The following is a 15353-nucleotide window of genomic DNA, read 5'->3' on the forward strand; positions in this document are numbered from 1 at the left end:
TAGGTAAGAATTTATATTTAGCTGGCGCACAACTTTCCTAAGGTCATGCTACCACAAACGTTAACCCTCCACGACATGTTTGCGCAGCATTCCGCAACGAAAACGCCTAGCGTTGCGTCAGCACTCGCAACAATCTCCCATTATAATCTTTAGATTTATACGGTGAGAGTGTCAATAGCTTGATACTATTGCATTAGGAAAATTTCATAGCGGGACTTTGATATTTTTGATGGTAAAAATGGCTTCCAACTCAACGGTAGCAAGGAAAATACGAAACTCAGGCTAAAAATTGCTCTTTGCGTAGCATGACCCAGGAAAACCTAGTGCCGCTACGCGGAAGTTAAAAGTCAAAATTCATGCATCGAGTGCGTAATTCTGAGGACACCTCAGAATGTAAGACGCATATCTGACAGTCAATCATTTTTGATTTGTAATTGTTTTGGGATTTTGTAACTGGTCAGTTATTTCCGCCATCCTGCACTAGATATATCAAGAAATAGGCTATTTTGACGTTAAAGTATTATACAGCAAGGGTTTAATACTTTTGGCGTTTTTTGCTAAAGTCCCAATAGTAAAAAAAAATTCAGAAACAGGAATATCTAGAGAAAAGTACATCTAATGCTGGATTAATCTGGGATAATTTGTCAGCAAAATTATGATTTCTCTTTTGATATTAAAAATCTAAATAACTAAAATCTATTACTCTGGCAACCTTGCTCTTAACACAAAATAACCAATGAATCGTATAGTGGAATTGTGGACAAATTTCTCAAAAAAATATGAAAGCAATTACAATCTTGGGATCTACAGGGTCTATTGGTACTCAAACCTTAGATATTGTTACTCAAAACCCAGATAAGTTTCGAGTTATTGGGTTAGCTGCTGGAAGCAACGTAGAAATGTTAGCCCAACAAGTACGACAGTTCCGCCCTGAAATTGTTGCTATTAACAATGAGTCCCAATTTACAGAGTTAAAAGAGGCCATTGCTGACCTGACACCTCAACCCATATTGCTTGCAGGCCAAGATGGTGTCATCGAAGTTGCTAGATATGGTAATTCAGAAGCTGTAGTAACAGGTATTGTCGGTTGTGCTGGTTTATTACCTACTATTGCCGCTATTGAGGCCCGAAAAGATATTGCTTTGGCAAATAAAGAAACACTTATTGCAGCAGGCCCAGTTGTTAATCCCTTAATTGAAGAACACGGAGTAAAATTGTTGCCTGCCGACTCAGAACATTCAGCAATTTTTCAATGTCTTCAAGGTGTACCTAAAGAGGGTTTACGTAGAATTATTTTAACTGCTTCTGGTGGTGCTTTTCGAGACTGGCCAATTGAGAAATTATCAAAAGTCAAAGTGGCAGATGCCATTAAACATCCTAACTGGTCAATGGGTCGTAAAATTACCGTGGATTCTGCCACGATGATGAATAAAGGTTTGGAAGTTATTGAAGCTCATTATTTGTTTGGATTAGATTATGAAAATATTGATATAGTGATTCATCCTCAGAGTATAATTCACTCTTTAATTGAGTTACAAGATACTTCTGTTTTAGCTCAGTTGGGTTGGCCAGATATGCGTTTGCCTCTACTTTACGCTTTATCTTGGCCGGAAAGGATTTATACTGATTGGAAACAATTAGATTTAGTTAAAGCTGGTAGTTTGACTTTTAAGGAACCCGATAATTTGAAATATCCTTGTATTCAATTGGCTTATACTGCAGGTCGTATAGGTGGTTCGATGCCGGCGGCTTTGAATGCCGCAAATGAACAGGCTGTGGCATTATTTTTAGAAGAAAAAATTCCTTTTTTGGATATTCCTAAGTTGATTGAATATGTATGTGAAAAGCATAAGTCAGATTATCAGAAAAATCCTAGTCTAGATGATATTTTAGCTACAGATAAATGGGCAAGAAAAGAGGCTGTAGCTGGAAGCTTGATAGTAGCTAATTCTCTAAAAAATGTATTAGTTAATGTTGAAGAAAAGCTAGCAAATGCAGAAGAAAAAAAAATCGAATATGATGCATATACAGAAATAAAAAGTGAAAATGATCAGCTAGGATTTAATGATTTTTATAAAAAGGGATTAGTAGAATATGAGCAACAAAATTATCAATTAGCTTTGGCAGAATTTAATCATGCAATAGATATAGATAAAAGTAACTCAGATGCTTATATTTATAGAGGTGATGTTAAAGAAAAATTAGAAGATTATCAAGGAGCAATTGATGACTATAACCAGGCAATTAAATTAGATGCGACTCATCCAAAAGCTTATTATCGACGGGGAAATGTATTGCGAAAAGTAGGAGATAATTGGGGGGCGATCGCTGATTATAATCAAGCAATTAGACTCAACCCAAATTATACATCTGCCAAACATCGTAGTTATGTTCGTGTTGATACAGGAACGACAGAAAAATTTATGCAAGAGTGATCGGAATTTTGAATTTTGAATTACCTCTTCTTATAAATTAAGAGCATTGGAACAAAGAATTTTTTTTCTTTTTTCTCTATGAATGGAGAGCGCTTTATACCTGAATTTTTCGGTAACAAATTAATCAGCTCAACAGATTTTCCAAAAAAAAATACTTAGGCAGATTCAGATTGAAACCTAATTAATAAAATACTGTTTAAATAGCTACAGTAGTGAGAAAAATTTTGATTAAACTCCTGAAAATTTATGTATGAAATACAAAGAATTTCGATCAGAAAATTCTTTCCTTTGTTCGCAAAAATATAATATAAAATCTATTTCATTCCATCTTGGACTTTTGAATTGCACATACAATTATGTATAACATATCTGAAAACATAACCACAGTAATAGTCGCTTTAATTATTCTGGGAATTCTCGGGTGGGGATACAACAGAGCAAGACCTTATGGTAGAGTAGGCATTCTAGCCTGGTTACAATCAGTAGTATTAATGTCACCTTGGCTACTATTTTTTGCTCTATTTGCTGCCGGAATTTATCTTAACTTAGTATTTGTTCTATTTTTGCTCGTAACTTGTACAGGATTATACATATATTTGGGACGACAGCTACGAACAATAGCAGCTAAAGATGCAGAAAACCAACCCGGTCTCAAAACCCTCGGCGACTCCTCACAACTATCTAGCAATGAAGAAGAAACTCAACTAACCCAGGATAAAATAGCAAACACTGAACCACAAAAAGAACAAACTCCAGAATTTCTCCCTATTCCTAGTGAAGACCTCCAGAAAATCAAAGATATTTTTGGTATCGATACTTTCTTCACCACCGAAACTATTCCTTATCAAGAAGGAGCTATTTTCAAAGGTAACTTACGGGGAGATGTAGAAAAAGTCTATACTAAATTATCAGTAAGTTTAAAAGAAAAACTAGGCGATCGCTACCGACTATTCCTCATAGAAAGTCCTGAAGCTAAACCAGTAGTCATCATTTTACCAAGCAAAAATGACCCTCAACCTGCTACTACATCCCAAAAAATTCTGGCAGTTGTGCTGGCGATCGCTACTATTGCTACCAGTTTTGAAGCAGGTGGTTTGTTATTAGGGTTTGACTTTTTCAACGAACCCACACGGTATCCAGAAGCATTACCCATTGCACTTGGTGTATGTGCAGTTTTAGGTATTCACGAAGTCGCCCATCAAATCTTGGCAAAACGTCACAATGTTCGCTTTAGTTGGCCATTTTTTCTCCCAGCTTGGCAAATTGGCAGTTTTGGGTCTGTTAACCGTTTCGAGTCAGCGATACCGAATAGGAAAGTGCTGTTTGATGTAGCTTTTGCTGGACCTGCTGCTGGAGGAATACTTTCTTTGGCAATGCTATTGGTGGGTTTGTTGCTTTCCCACGAAGGTAGTATGTTTCAGATGCCATCCGAATTTTTCAGAGCTTCTGTTTTAGTGGGAACTTTAGCACGGGTGATTTTAGGTTCGGCGGTAAATCAAAATATAGTAGATGTTCACCCACTAGCAATCATAGGTTGGCTGGGTTTGGTCATTACAGCGCTAAATCTTATGCCTGCGGGTCAGTTGGATGGCGGTAGAATTATTCAGGCAATTTATGCTCGGAAAGTTGCAGGTAGAGCAACATTTTTCACTTTTGTAGTTTTAGTCATTGCTTCTCTGGTTAATCCTTTAGCATTATATTGGGCGATTATTATTTTGGTATTACAGCGAAATTTGGAACGTCCTTGTTTAAATGAATTAATCGAACCTGACGATCTAAGAGCTACTTTGTGTTTGTTCGCTTTGTTTATGGCGATCGCTACTTTATTTCCTTTAACTCCTGCTTTAGCTGGTCGTTTAGGGATAGGTGGTTAAGTTGAAGTCAGAAGTTAAAAGTTAAAAGTTAAACACAGGAGTCGGCATTCCCATGGAGCCGAAACTTTGCCTGGTTCCGACCGCTTTCGACTAGCCTCTTTCAGAGGAACTAAAGCTTTTTCCTTCCGAATACTGCCTAAACATGTCGCGCAGCGTGAACACCAGTTGTGCGGTAGCAAAACGTCGTCGCGGGGTCGAATCCGCATTTATAGAACCCATTTGGTATTTTTGCCTGGGATTAAGTTTTTGAGTTACTAGTCGGGAGTGCAATAGAAGTAATATAGCAATGTGCGCTGGCATATTTACAAATTACAGGAGGTGTCCAATAGCTAAAATCTTATATTATCAGCTTTTTATCCCCCCCCTGTTGCCTGTTGCCTATTGCCTGCGCACAGCGCTATACAGGAAAAAGATTGAAAAATGCTTCCTTATTCCTCTACTTTTCAGATTAAAATCAGATTTTTCCGGATCGATCTATACTTCCTTACTTAGTTTAGTGGAAAATTACCAACATTTTCATTGTTGGAAGCTCCTAAGAAATCGCGCGCCAAAGGAATTTCGGTTGCATCCTCACAATTTTTGTGATATATTATAAAGTATAAGGGGTTGTTCGGCTATACCCATGACTTTTTATTCAACCAAAAGATAGTATAGTGAGCGCGATCGCGAATGTTGTAGAAAGGAAAATCAATGTAAAAGATACGCTTAGGGGATCTATAAATAAATGTCTGCGCCTTTATAACAAAAATAGGAATAACTACCGCGTTCTCCTACAGATAAAGAGTGTGGAGACCCACCCCTAACCCCTGCCAAGAGGTAGGGTCAATTTATTGTCACGCTTAGAAAAATTGTATCCTTTGAAATTTCGTACATCTTCCTAGGATTAGTTAACTAAAAATATAGAGTCGCACATATTTTCCCCAGGCAAAAAATTAGCCCTGCTCCCAAGAGGGGAATATCTAGAAAGATTTGGTAATGGCGCTCGTGAAGAGAACATTTTTTGGTAGTCCTGCATACTAATGGTATACAAGGAACAAGGGAAGCTTGGCACGGGAGCAAGATGCTCACACTGCCGTACCTCGTAACAAAAATAATGCAATGCACGACCATGACAATGCACCACCACCCATTTTTTTATACGGAATAAACCGATTTTATATCAAGTCCATAAGTTATACTTAAACGGAGAGGGTGGGATTCGAACCCACGGAAAGTCACCCTTCAACGAATTTCGAGTTCGCCGCATTCGACCACTCTGCCACCTCTCCATAAAAAGTCAAAAGTCAAAAGTCAAAATTTCAAAGTCAAAAATGATAATTAAATTTCGATCTTCAGAAAATACACATTCTCATATTATATAGCTAATATGATTGATTTGTAAAAAATTCTTAATCTATAGCACTAGGCAAATAGGTTATATCAAATCCGCTATTATTCGGTATAAAAAAATGTTCCATCTTCACCCAAAGCCCAAATAATTCAGAATTCTCTTCTCTCCTGAATTCTGACTCCTGAATTCTAATTCACTATCTTAATTACACTAATGCTACATATTAATTACACTAATACTACCGGATTTGATATGACGATGGCCGTTTTTCCTAGTTTTGGTGGAGTTACATTTTGGACATTTCAATTTGGAACATTTATATCATGTCCGGATAAGAGCGTGATAAAAAAACTTTCTCCTTCTCTTCTTCTTTCTTTCCTCTTGAATTCTGTTTGCGGAGCATTCCGTAGGAAATTCTGACTCCTGAGTAATTTATTTATAACTGTTCAACCGGACATAATACTATCATTACTTTTCAGCAACACTCAATTTTGTAGTACAGTTTTTGAACTGTCTACTCCTACAATGTTATCTTGTCAATCTCAAAGCTTATTTCAGCGTTTTGAAAAAGCCAAAATCAGAGCGATCGCTTGTGTATCTGTACAGACTGTCACTCTACTATCGTGTTTATAAATTTATACACCTAGAATTATAAGAAATCAGCAAATAATTGTTGATAGAGGTGAAAATGTTATAACTAGAAAAGATGAGTCTGGTTAATGACAATTATGTTGAATTTTAGACTAATATCATGTCCGGATAAGAGCGTGATAAAAAACTTTCTCCTTCAAATCCAGTTCTTCTTCTTCCTTCTTCTTTCTTCCCTCCTGACTCCTGACTCCTGACTCCTGACTCCTACGCCGTTATTTATTTATAACTGTTCAACCGGACATGATATAACTATTTGAATTTTGGACAAATCACCTACTGATTTAAGCTTGAATTGAATGATTGTGTATTGTCATTAGCTACGTCCAGCTTTGCTTAACGAATAACTTTTAAGTTTCTTATGTAAAAGAACAATGAAATCACAATTAATTAACAACAAAGAGCTATCATCTCAGCAAAAAAATGAGATGTATTTACTTCTTTCGACTCATTTTGTAGGAGTAAAAAGAGATGTTTTTGATGAAGATTTAGCAGAGAAAAATTGGATACTTCTTCTCAAAGATAAAAATTCTCATCAACTGCAAGGTTTTTCTACTTTATTAATTTACAATACTGAATTTAAAGGAGAAACGATATCGGTTGTTTATTCGGGAGATACAATTGTAGACCCTTCCGCTTGGTCTAGTTCTGCACTATCTAAAGCTTGGATCGAGGCGATAGATTTATTGAGTCAAGAGTTTGCTTTAGGGAAATTGTATTGGTTGTTAATTTGTTCTGGATATAGAACTTATCGGTTTTTACCTGTGTTTTGGCAAGAATTTTATCCCAGATTCGAGCGGGAAACTCCAAAAGAAATTCAAGATTTAATCGATTTTTTGGCAGCTAAAAAATTTGGCAAAAATTACGATCGAGAAACCGGAATAGTTCGCTTTCTTCATCCCCATCAACTGAAAGAAGGTTTAAAAGGAATACCTCCTGAACGATTGAATGACCCTCATATTAGCTTTTTTAACAACAAGAATCCTTGTCATATTAATGGCGATGAATTGGTTTGTTTGACTGAAATTTCTCTAGAGAATTTAACAAAAGCTGGAAAGAGAATGTGGAAAAATAAAAAGACATCTCTGAAAAAGAATAGATTTTTTGCAGTAGCAGGCAGCAGGCAACAGGCAACAGGCAACAAGGAAGAAAATTTATGAAATAAAGACACAAAATAGGCAACAGGAAACAGGCAACAGGCAACAGGCAACAGGGAGGAAAATTTATGAAATAAAGACACAAAATAGGCAGCAGGCAACAGGCAACAGGCAACAGGCAACAGGGAAGAAAATTTATGAAATAAAGACACAAAATAGGCAGCAGGCAACAGGCAACAGGCAACAGGCAACAGGGAAGAAAATTTATGAAATAAAGACACAAAACACGATCCATAAGTATAATTTCTGGAGATGTCTAAAGTAAAAATCAGAATTATTTGAGTAGTTTAAGCAGATGAAAGAGCAATTGAAAGTTTTTAATAACTCCGATTGTTTTATTGAGGGATGGTATTGGGCAATTCCGGCAAAAGAGTTGGGAATTGGCAAGATAAAAGCAGTTAGTTTGTTGGGCAAAGAATTGGCGATTTTTCGTAACTTTGAAAAACAAGTTATTGCTGTTGATGCTTATTGTCCTCACATGGGGGCACATTTAGCAGAAGGAAAAGTGGAAGGAGAAGGGATAAGATGTTTTTTTCACAATTGGAAGTTTGATAATGAGGGTAAATGTATTGAAGTTCCTTGTTTAAATAAATCTTTACCTGTTAATTTACAAATCCATCCTACAGCAGAAAAATACGGTATAATTTGGGTTTGGACAGGAAAAAAATCACCAAAATCTTTACCTTTTGTCCCAGAATTAGAAAAAGAAGAATGCGATATAATAGTCGCTAATAGCTTTATTAAAAATTGCCATCCCAACGTATTAACAATTAACGCGATCGACGCACATCATTTTAATACAGTTCACAATTTACCTCTAGAAATAAATTTCGACAAAGAAGAGATCAATGAAAATGCGATTGCTTTTAACAATACTACTAGAGGAGGTGACGATTCTTTCTTAATTAAACTGATTCGTCCTTTTTATCGCAACGAAGTTACTTATAAAATCTGTTACTGGTACGGTAGTACGGGTACTGTAACGATTGGCCCTGACTTCCTTCATTTTTATATTATGTTTGCTTTGCGTGGGTTGGAGGGAGGGAAGACAGCAGGAAAAACAATCTTGATCGCTAAAAAACGTTTTGGGTTACTGGGATGGTTATTTAATCGGATTGTACTTTGCTTAACTTGGTTGGTAGGAAATTATTTTGCTAAAGGGGATACACGGATTTTTCAAACCATTAAATTTAATTTACAAACTCCGACACCAGCGGATCGAGCTATCGTTGATTTTATTAAACATACTGAAGCTCAACAAGCTTTAAGTTGGGGAAGTTGGGGAGAAGTTGATGGTTTCAACAATTAATAATTAATAATTAATAATTAATAATTAATAATTAATAATTAATTAGTAAGATTTGACATGGGGACGCGGAGACGCGGGGACCTGGCGTGTCAGTGACACCCTATCTCGCTATCTCTGTGTCTCCGTGTGGGGAGTGTGGGAAGTACAGGATTTAAAAAATATGGGGTTGTAAATATTCTCTGACGACAATGAATTAGCCTTGCTTTCAACAATTAATAATGAATAATGAATAATGAATAATGAATAATTACCTCTCCTTGAAAAGAAGAGGATTGACTAATAATGAAAAATTTTCTTTATTATCCCCTTACAGCGGTTTTCATTTGGGTAGACCACAGTAGGGACGTTCCATGGAACGTCCCTACAAGGTTTGATGTGTGAAGATGTGGTTCATCAATTTGAAAAGCGCTGTAAAAGGGGAGGCGCATACCCACAATTTTTCGGTAAAGAGGGAAATGAAAAAAAATAAGTTTATGATGAAAAAAAATATAGCTGGTTTTGATTTATCTCAGACAAAATGCGCTAAACTTAAACGCATATTAGATTCTCGGTTAGATAAGGTGTTGGCGGAGCCTAGCGACAGCAGTAATCACATTTACTGGGATGCTGGTTATTTTAATTTAGACAATAGCACTGTTTTTCAAAATGCTACCCTCCAGCAAAAGAAAGACATTCTCAAAGTAGCTAGTCGAGAGTTGTTAGAAGAAGCTTATTTTATCGAAAAAGCTGGAATGGGTTATATGGCAAAAATGGTGCTATTGTCGGAGACTACAGAAGAAAGGATGCTTTATTCTCTATTTGCTGCCGATGAAACTACTCATTTAGCTAAGATTATGCCCTTTCTCGAACGCATCCCTCTAGATACGGACGATCTTTTTTTACAGTTATTGGGGGATGTCGTCGAAAGTGAGGATAAAAGTGTAATTTTATTTGTACTTCAGGTGGTTTTAGAAGGATGGGGTTTGAGTCACTATCGCAGTTTAGCAAAAGGTTGTGGCGATCGAGATTTAAGTATTGTGTTTCGCAGTTTTTTGGATGATGAGTCTCGACATCATGCTACTGGGGTAACTTTATTTCAGCAACAACATCTTGATTTGAGTAGTAGAAGGGCGATATTAGAAATTCTAGCATCATTTTTAGAGATGATTCGGGTTGGTCCTCAAAGAGTCTTAAGTGCTGTTGAGATGGTTTTGGGGGATTTATCTCGATCGCAAAAAATCAAGTTATTTGAGGAGTTGGATGCTGAAAGTCATAGCAGTAGTCGTTTGAGTATACTTCGTTCTTTAATTGGTCAGGAAGGAAGTGTATTTGTGACTGAATTGGAGGAAAAAGGATTATTTAGTGCTTATCAAAATAATTGGGTCTAAAACCCCACCTAAGCAAAATGTTTTTGGAGACTTGCTCAAATCCCCGTTACAAAAACAACTTCTGACTGTGATGAAGTGTGTCTTACATTCTGTTTGCGTAGCATTTCCTCCAGAAAGGGGACCTCAGAATTACACACTCGCTTCTGACTTCTGTAGGGGTGATTCGCGAATCACCCCTACAGACTTCTGACTTCGTTATCCTGCTCATTTATGCATTTTTTAGAATTTTGTGTTATGAATAATATTTTCGAGGAAGTTAAGGATAATCGTTTGCCTTGCGATTCCTACGCAATGGGGAGTAAACACCCATTCTATCACAAGTTAAAAGTTAATTATAAGCGCAATCGTAAACAGGATTGTACTGAATTGTTGGATGCTGTTGCTGCTGATTTTTGTTACCAAGATTGTCAAAATGAGTATTGGCATCCAGAAGAGTTTTCTTTACTTTATGGAACTCGTTTATGGCAGCAATCTAGTCCCAGTCAAAGGATTATTTTAAATCAGCTTTATTGGGTAGCTTATTATTCTCAAATTATTTCGGCTGAAATTGCTACTATTTTTTTTAATCAGACTAGCGCTGCTGGGCTTTATGCTCAGGAAGATTTTCGTTTAGTTTGTGATACTTTAGATTTGGAGTCCAGTCAAGAAAGGGCGCATATTAATGCTTTTAAGATTATTTGTGAACGAGTAGAAGCTAGTTTATTTGGAAGGCGTATTTTTTCTTATCCGATGCGATCGCCTTTTTCTGAAACTATGATTTTTGCCGATACTAATCGGTTAAAAAGTTGGTGGAAGAAGGTACAGTTACATTGTTTTGGTTTGCTTTCTTCTGACAATACTTTTTTAGCTTGTCAGTATTTTACAGTTCGCGGACTGAGAACTTTAAATGGGAAAATAGTTCAGCATCAACTCAGTCGTTATTATCAAAATTATGTGGATAAAAATCAAGTACCGATTCCGAGCAAAATTTCTTATTATCATTTTCTTGATGAGAGTTTTCACTTTAATAGTTCGACTATTATCTCTCAAGATGTTATAAATTGTTTGCCAAAACCGACTAAATTTGAAAAAATGGTAGCTAATTTAGGAATAAGAGGTTGTCAAAAAGACCACTATCATTTTTCAGTAGCAATTAACGGGATTTTTTGGTACGATCCGGCACTATATTCAGCGATTTATCAAGTTCTTACAAGTAATATTTTTGGCATGGACTCTCGCGAAGCAAAAGAAATAATGTTGGCTTGTTTTACAACAGAATCGGAAGGATTATATAGAAGTTATAATACCCATAAAGAAGCTGTCGAATCTTACAAGGTTTATATCGAATCTCTCGATTATATCTGGCCGAGTAATCGAGAAATGTCTTTAATGAGTTCTAACTCTATAGATAAATATTTGGCAGTTCAAAAACGATTGTTTTCTAAATGGGAAAAAAACCATGAAAATCTTTAATAATTGGGATGTAGTTGCTAAAGGTTGGTATATTGCTTGTCCCAGTCAAGAAATACCTTTAAATAAGGCAAAATCTGTAGAAATTTGCGGGCAAAAAATTGTTTTATTTCGTGGTGAAGATGGCAAAGTAAATGCAATAGAAGCTTATTGTCCCCATTTAGGAACGGATCTAGGAATTGGCAGAGTAGATGGAAATTATATTCGCTGTTTCTTTCACCATTGGGCGTTCGATGGCGCTGGTAATTGTCAAGATATTCCCTGTCAAAATACTATTCCTACTCGAGCTAAGTTACAAGCTTATGTTACTGATGAAAAATATGGCTTTATTTGGGTATATCCAGATAAAGAAGCTCCGGCAGGAGTAACAGAATTTGATGAATTAAAAGGTAAAAAATTATTATCAGTAGCAGACAAAGCATTTACGCGCAGTTGTCACCACCATATTTGTATGATGAACGGTATCGACTCACAACATCTACAAACAGTCCATAAGATAAATATCGAAATGGATTTAAAATTGCAGCAAAATCGAAGGGGAAATATTATTGATTTTACTCTCAGTGGCAAATTTCCTAACCAGACTTTTAGAGAGAAAATCGGACGGAAATTTTTAGGCGAAAATTACGAATATACGATGAGATATGCTGATGGTTGTATGGGACTTTTAACCATAATGAAAAATGTGAAATTATTTCCTCAGTTACATATGATTTATGCTTATACTCCTCTCGATGGAAAGACTCGCATTCAACCTATTTATGTTACTGAAAAGCGCGGAGGTATATGGGGAAATTTAGTTGCGAGATTCTTAATTTTTTGTACTCGACTTACTTATTATGCCTTACGAGATGAAGACGGACAAATTTACGATAATATTCGTTTTAATCCAAATATTTTGCTCGATATAGATACACCATTGGCAAAGTATATGGAATATGTGAATAAATTAGATATATCTCTCTGGAGTAAATTTAACCTTGAAGAAGGCAGAAGGCAGAAGGCAGAAGGCAGAAGGCAGAAGGGAAGGAATGAAATTAGAAGGTAAAAGGTTTTCGACAACTAATTATCCGGATTTGATATAAGGGAAAATAGCAAAATATTTCCGCTCAAACTGAAGGAGAATAAAAATGAATCAAAATACTTACAATATCAGCTTTTCAGATACAAAATATCCAACTTTAGCCTTAGAAAGAGACTCCCAACTTTCCCAACATCTAACAGTACAAAATTCTCCCGTATTATTTGGATGTCGAACGGGTATTTGTGGAACTTGTTTAGTAGAAGTAGAAGGAGATATCCCACCACCAAATTCAGAAGAATTAGAAATACTAGAAATATTCTCACCCGGAAATAAACAAGCAAGACTAGCTTGTCAAATAAAACTAACAAATAACATCAAAATCATTGAAGAAGGAAGAGGGAAGAAGGAAGAAGGAAGAAGGAAAGAAGTAAGGAAGGAAGGAAAGAAGGAAGAAAAAGTGGATGGGGATAGTCTCTGATCGGCCACTCCGCGTCTTATAACCCCAACCAATTTTAAACACTCCCATTGACGGTGGGATATTAAACCCAAAAGAAAAATATGAAATTTGAAGATTTTTGGTATATAGTTGCATTAAGCAAGCAACTTAGGAAAAATCAAGTATTAAGTCGAACAATATTAGGAGAATGGTTAGTAGTATTTCGTGACGAAGATGGTAAACCAGTTGTGTTGCGCGATCGCTGTATGCACAGAAATAATCGTTTATCTTGGGGTAAAGTAAATGCAGGTAAGATTCAATGTCCCTATCACGGTTGGGTGTACGATGGCACTGGTAAAGTTGTCTCTGTACCTGCAGAAGGGGATAATTTTAAACAATTAAACTGTCGTAGTGCAAAATCTTATCAAACCAGAGAAGAAGACGACTATATTTACGTCAAACTTTCAGATAATAACGAGTTTAATCCTTTTCCCATGCCTTATTACCGTCAACCTGGTTGGGAAACTGTACGAGTAATTAATCGCTTTCACAACAATATTACCAATTGCGCCGAAAATTTTATCGATATTCCTCACACTGTAACAGTACATCCGGGGATATTTCGCAACCCCCGGAAACAAAAATTAACGATGACTGTGGAGAGGAAAAACGGATCGGTATTTGTCGAATATCTACAAGAGACTAATAATTTAGGATGGTATGCCAAATTTCTTAATCCCAGTGGTGCAGAAATTCAACATACAGACAGTTTTCAAATGCCTAATATTACCAGTGTCGAATACAACTTGGGAAAAAATAGAAGGTTATTTATTACCAGTCAATCTATTCCCGAAACAGAGGACTCTACTTTAGTTTACACCGACGTTACCTATAACTACGGCATTTGGAATAAAATTGCTCGTCCTTTTGTATATTGGACTGCTCAATATATTATCAGTCAAGACGTGCAAATTTTGAACCTTCAGCAAGAAGTAATAAAAAAATACGGGACTAATTTTGCTAATACACCCGCAGATACTATTCACATTTTTGTCGAATCTATTATTGATAAAATTGCTATTGGAGAAGATCCTAGACAATTAGCAAATAAAGCAGTAAATGTAAATTTTTGGGTTTGAAGAAGAAGTCAGGAGTCAGGAGTCATATCAAATTCGGTTGAATACTTATCATATATTTGGGGGTGGGAAGTGTGGGGAGGGTGGGGAGTGTGGGGAAAAGGGGAGGTCGAGAGATTGAAGACTCCGAAAGTGTGGATAGAATTATAAACATAAATTTTTACCGAAAAATAAAGGTTTAAAGCCTCTCCTTTAAAGGAGAAACAAGAAAAACTTTTCCTTTGATTCAATCCTATCCGTTTTCAAGAAGAGGTAATTATTAATTATTAATTATTAATTATTAATTATTAATTATTGAAGACTACCTCCTCTATAATTTCCATTTCTCCTGTCTCCTGTCTCCTGTTTCCTGTCTCCTACCACTCATACTTTATTCAGCAAACCCTATCTAAAAATGATTGTTTTTATTACTTTTTGGGTTTTGACGATTTTAACTTTAACTCGTCAAGATGTATGGAAAACAAATTGGCAAGATTGGTTGCTAGATATGACTGGATTATTATTTCAGGGTTTGGTCATACCAGTACTACAAATTACAGTAGTTTACCAAGGCTATAAATTTCTTCTCCCTCACTGGGAAAATAGTATAAATATTACTTCAGTCCCAGCTTTTATTCTCAGTTTTGTGTTAATAGATTATCTCTATTATTGGAACCATCGTCTATTACACAGTTCTTGGTTTTGGCATCTGCATAAAGTGCATCATACTGTCACTCAGAGAAATGTTTTTGGAACTTCTAGAAATACTCTATGGACGAGTTTTTTCATTATCTATCTTTGGGTACATTCCTTATTTATTTATCTACTAATAGATCCGAGTTGGTACATTTTAGGAGTTAGTCTTACTTCTGCTTTAGATTTATGGAGGCATAGCGAAATTGAACCGAAATCTAACAATTTTCTCGCTCGCTTTTTATCTCCTTGGTTGATACTTCCTCAAGACCATGCTTGGCATCATAGTAATAATCCCCAAATAGGTAATTATGGTGCTAACTTAAAAATTTGGGACGTAATTCACAGGACTAATTTTACTAGCGATAAACCTCCTCAAAATCTGGGAATTACAACTCAACTTACTCTTAAACAAAAATTATTTTTTCCTTTTAAATAGCTATCAGCTTTTAGCATTCAGCATTCAGCATTCAGCATTCAGCTTTTTGACCTTGGGTTAAATCCCCAGCTTCTATA

Annotated in this window: 10 protein-coding genes, 1 tRNA gene and 1 pseudogene; 11 read left to right on the top strand and 1 reads right to left on the bottom strand. The window is 36.1% G+C overall.

All coding sequences use genetic code 11. The features are described from left to right. Positions 1 to 779 precede the first annotated feature (779 nt). The 3 genes and pseudogenes from dxr to F6K23_RS00710 form a co-directional block, all read left to right on the top strand. Positions 780 to 1934, top strand: a pseudogene (dxr, locus tag F6K23_RS00700) (1-deoxy-D-xylulose-5-phosphate reductoisomerase); the annotation flags it as partial. Further along, entirely contained in the window at positions 1935 to 2435 is a 501-nt protein-coding gene (locus F6K23_RS00705) for a tetratricopeptide repeat protein (RefSeq protein WP_293149786.1), read from the top strand. It begins immediately after the preceding pseudogene. Positions 2436 to 2791: 356 nt separating this feature from the next. Beyond that, a complete protein-coding gene (locus F6K23_RS00710) occupies positions 2792 to 4309 on the top strand; it encodes a site-2 protease family protein (RefSeq protein WP_293149561.1) in 1518 nt (505 codons plus the stop codon). Positions 4310 to 5492: 1183 nt separating this feature from the next. Here the strand turns inward: F6K23_RS00710 and F6K23_RS00715 are convergent. Continuing rightward, positions 5493 to 5577: transfer RNA gene (locus tag F6K23_RS00715), tRNA-Ser, on the bottom strand. Between the two features lie 1084 nt (positions 5578 to 6661). Here F6K23_RS00715 and F6K23_RS00720 point away from each other — a divergent pair. The 8 genes from F6K23_RS00720 to F6K23_RS00755 all read left to right on the top strand — a co-directional run bounded on the left by F6K23_RS00720 (position 6662) and on the right by F6K23_RS00755 (position 15276). Continuing rightward, entirely contained in the window at positions 6662 to 7447 is a 786-nt protein-coding gene (locus F6K23_RS00720; RefSeq protein ID WP_293149563.1) for a hypothetical protein, read from the top strand. Positions 7448 to 7739: 292 nt separating this feature from the next. Continuing rightward, positions 7740 to 8753 (top strand): aromatic ring-hydroxylating dioxygenase subunit alpha, encoded by a 1014-nt coding sequence (locus F6K23_RS00725; RefSeq protein WP_293149565.1) that lies wholly within the window; start codon positions 7740 to 7742, stop codon positions 8751 to 8753. A 455-nt stretch (positions 8754 to 9208) separates the two neighbouring features. Next, complete coding sequence (locus tag F6K23_RS00730; RefSeq protein ID WP_293149567.1) at positions 9209 to 10120, top strand: ferritin-like domain-containing protein; 912 nt, start codon at positions 9209 to 9211, stop codon at positions 10118 to 10120. 234 nt (positions 10121 to 10354) lie between these two features. Then, positions 10355 to 11572, top strand: a complete 1218-nt coding sequence (locus F6K23_RS00735) for a P-aminobenzoate N-oxygenase AurF (RefSeq protein ID WP_293149569.1) — start codon at positions 10355 to 10357, stop codon at positions 11570 to 11572. Beyond that, on the top strand, positions 11559 to 12617 hold the full coding sequence (locus F6K23_RS00740; RefSeq protein WP_293149571.1) for an aromatic ring-hydroxylating dioxygenase subunit alpha: 1059 nt from the start codon (positions 11559 to 11561) through the stop codon (positions 12615 to 12617). Before F6K23_RS00735 ends, F6K23_RS00740 begins: the two co-directional genes overlap by 14 nt. Positions 12618 to 12699: 82 nt before the next feature. Continuing rightward, on the top strand, positions 12700 to 13071 hold the full coding sequence (locus tag F6K23_RS00745; RefSeq protein WP_293149573.1) for a 2Fe-2S iron-sulfur cluster binding domain-containing protein: 372 nt from the start codon (positions 12700 to 12702) through the stop codon (positions 13069 to 13071). An 80-nt stretch (positions 13072 to 13151) separates the two neighbouring features. Continuing rightward, positions 13152 to 14168 carry an aromatic ring-hydroxylating dioxygenase subunit alpha gene (locus F6K23_RS00750; RefSeq protein ID WP_293149575.1) on the top strand — a complete coding sequence of 339 codons (1017 nt, stop codon included), beginning with the start codon at positions 13152 to 13154 and terminating at the stop codon, positions 14166 to 14168. Positions 14169 to 14559: 391 nt separating this feature from the next. Beyond that, a complete protein-coding gene (locus tag F6K23_RS00755) occupies positions 14560 to 15276 on the top strand; it encodes a sterol desaturase family protein (protein WP_293149577.1) in 717 nt (238 codons plus the stop codon). The last annotated feature ends 77 nt before the right edge of the window (positions 15277 to 15353 follow it).

The organism is Okeania sp. SIO2C9 (assembly GCF_010672455.1).
Lineage (GTDB): Bacteria > Cyanobacteriota > Cyanobacteriia > Cyanobacteriales > Microcoleaceae > Okeania.